At 60.9% G+C, this 2,920-nt stretch carries 2 protein-coding genes and 1 pseudogene; all 3 read right to left on the minus strand.

Annotated features, from left to right (window positions below):
• Positions 1-293: 293 nt before the first annotated feature.
• Complete coding sequence (locus NKI05_RS32100) at positions 294-1,085, minus strand: calcium-binding protein (RefSeq protein ID WP_352794221.1); 792 nt, start codon at positions 1,083-1,085, stop codon at positions 294-296.
• 370 nt (positions 1,086-1,455) lie between these two features.
• Positions 1,456-1,686: pseudogene (locus tag NKI05_RS32105) on the minus strand (HlyD family type I secretion periplasmic adaptor subunit); the annotation flags it as partial.
• Positions 1,661-2,920: type I secretion system permease/ATPase (locus NKI05_RS32110; protein WP_352794223.1), on the minus strand; the 1,260-nt coding region annotated here is incomplete at its 5' end. The gene NKI05_RS32110 and the pseudogene NKI05_RS32105, both read right to left, overlap by 26 nt.

Here is a 2,920-nt window from a genome sequence, read left to right on the forward strand (position 1 = left end):
GATCAGTGCTCCCGCCGAATATGTTTGGTCCCGGCATTTAATGGAGCGCGTCAACAACACCGTCCGGCTGAAGGTTTGGAAGGGATTCATCGTGGTCGGCCGCAAGGGCCCGAACAGGCTTCGGCCTCCACACCTTCAGTGGGATTTCGGTGCACGACCAGCGCGACGCGCAGGGCTTCGTCACTGTACACGCTGACTGCTCCCGGGCGCCCCGGCCCATGGCAAGTAGCGGAAACGGGAAAGCGCCCGCCCAGGGGGGCGGGGCGGGCGCGGTTCCGTATGGGTTTTCTGGATCAAACGAAGGTGAAGTCGGACGCGGTCAGGCCCAGGTCTGCCACGGTGACCACACCGCCCAGGTGGACGAACTCATGCGCGCTGTTGTCGGCGGTGACATAGGCCAGAGTTGCGACTCTGTCGGTGTAGCTGCTTTGGTAGACAATGATGTCGCCGGCGTGCTCGCCGGAGATCGCACTCGCGGCTTCAGAAGCAGAGTTGAAAGATTCGCCAGTGATTACCACGACGTGTTCGCCGTTCGCACCCGAGGCCGCACCACTGTAGAAGCTGCTCACCGGGTAGCCGGACTGTATGCTGGCGTTGTTGACGAAGTTCGCGCCAAAACCGTCGTTGTAGAGGCCCACCGCATCGAAGGCGAACTTGTCCTCCGCCGGGTTGAAATCGGTGATAGTGGAAATGTCCGACGTCGACCCGACAACCCCAGGCACCGGATTGTGGAACTGGAACACGAACGTGTCACTGTCGGTGCCCCCGGTCAACGTATCCTGGCCGTCACCCACGTAGAGGACATCCTGGCCGGGACCGCCGCTGAGCCTGTCATTGTCCTCACCGGAGATGCGCGCGTTGAAGCGGCCGTTGTCGCCGGAGAGATCGTCCCAGCCATCTCCGCCGAAGATGCGGTCGTTACCCTCGCCGCCGATGACTCGGTCACTGCCCGCGCCACCCGAGATCTCGTCGTTGCCGCCACGACCGTCAAGCCAGTCACTGCCCTGGTAACCCTCGATCCAGTCAACACCCTCGGTGCCGATGAGTGTTTCGGAACCCGGGCCACCCTCGATAATGTTTGCCATCGAAAATACTCCTAATGATGCACCCTGCCTGGCGCGTTCATATTCCTCATCGGATAATTAGAAAAATCGATTGCTTGGATAGACACACATTTACGAAATGGATGCATTCTCGTTCACTTCGCCCTTCTGCTGAGCAGTTGCGGGCTCGCAGGCGGCGGGGACACGCCCCAGGCAATCGGCCCGAACATTCACACTCAAAGAACGGTCCAGGAAAACTTGGCAACCGGTCGTCCTGGTTGGGCCGCCCTCGGAAGAACGGGCATGGGGCTGTGTTGCCGAGTCGCGCCGGCACTGCCCATTGCGAGCAATGGAACGTTAGGGAGCGCGTTCGCGCGAGCCGAGATCGGAACTGACAGGCGCACCAGGTAGTACGAAATGCCGGGTTCACCAGGATTTCTCCGACCACCCCGCCAGTCGGGTGCTGTATCTTCTCACTAGGAAACGACGACAAAGTGTCCGGACGCTACAACCGCACCGGAGAGATTCGTGAAGGTCGCCCAGGCTCCGGCTCCTCCCACAAAGATCACGCTCGCCAGAAGGCCCGCCACCAGGTGCCGGCGAATGGACTCGAAACGTCATTGTTCTGATGAATGCCGGACACCGGGATCCTCCATGTCAGCGCGCTCTGCCACGTGATCCTGTGTAGACTCGATGGCCTTCAGGACTTTGGAACGCGCACCGAATGATCGCTGCCGTCCACCTTCCATCACCAACACCAAATCGACGGCGCGGATGGCGCTCGGCCGATGGGCGACGACAACCGCAATGCCCTTGCGCTCGCGCACGGAGGCGATCGCATTAACGACTGCAGCTTCGCCTTCCGCGTCGAGATGGGCATTGGGTTCATCCAGCACGACAAGGAAAGGGTCTCGATAAAGGGCCCGGGCAAGACCGATAAGCTGACGCTGCCCGGCGGAAAGTGCCGATCCGGCCTCACCAATCGGAGTTTCGTATCCGTGCTCAAATCGGAGGATCAGTTCGTGCGTGCCCGCTGCTTTCGCCGCGGCGACAATAGCCTCAGGGTCAGGATCATCTTCAAAACGAGCGATGTTTTCGGCAATGGTGCCATCGAACAATTCAACACCTTGTGGCAGATAGCCGATGTGACGGCCTAGTGCTTCCCGGTCCCATTGATCGAGGCTTGCGCTGTCGATGCGAACCTTCCCGGCGACCGGCGTCCATGCGCCGACGATGGCGCGCGAGAGTGTCGACTTGCCCGAGCCCGACGGGCCGATGACCCCGAGTGCGCTTCCCGCCTGAATGGCAAACGCAATGCCGGTCACGGTCGGCTTGCTTTCACCGGGCGGAACGATTGTCACGCTTTCGAGGCGCAGTTCGCGTTCAGGTGCAGGCATTAGCATAACAGGAGCGGTTTCAGGAACCTTTTCCAAGAGGTCCTCCAGCCGCGCCCAACCCTGGCGCGCCATGAGGAAGGGTTTCCAGCTTGAAATGGCGAGGTCGACCGGAGCCAGCGCACGCCCCATCATGATCGAACTGGCAATCATGACCCCGGCCGTAGCCTCTTCCCTGACGACAAGGTACGCACCGACGGCAAGAATGGCCGATTGCAGCAGCACGCGCAGCGACTTTGAAATGGCACCCAGCCCACCTGCCACGTCCCCAGCTTTCCGGTTGGCGGCCAGACACTTGGCATTGGCCTTTTGCCATCGGGCAGCGATCCGCTTTCCAAGACCGAGAGCTTGCACGACCTCGGCATTGCAACGCGCTGCTTGCAGCAGACCATTGCGTGCCATGTTGTGGGCAACGGTATCGCTTATCGGCCCTTGCGAGAGAGTGTTGGCAAGGAGTGTCAGAGATGTGAGACCGACCGCCCC

Source organism: Mesorhizobium sp. M0771 (assembly GCF_040320155.1).
In the GTDB taxonomy this organism is placed as follows: domain Bacteria; phylum Pseudomonadota; class Alphaproteobacteria; order Rhizobiales; family Rhizobiaceae; genus Mesorhizobium.

What these genes read in the sequence shown, in the direction of transcription:
- NKI05_RS32100 (WP_352794221.1), bottom strand. Translation starts at nt 1,085, where the DNA reads ATGGCAAACATTATCGAGGGTGGCCCGGGTTCCGAAACACTCATCGGC.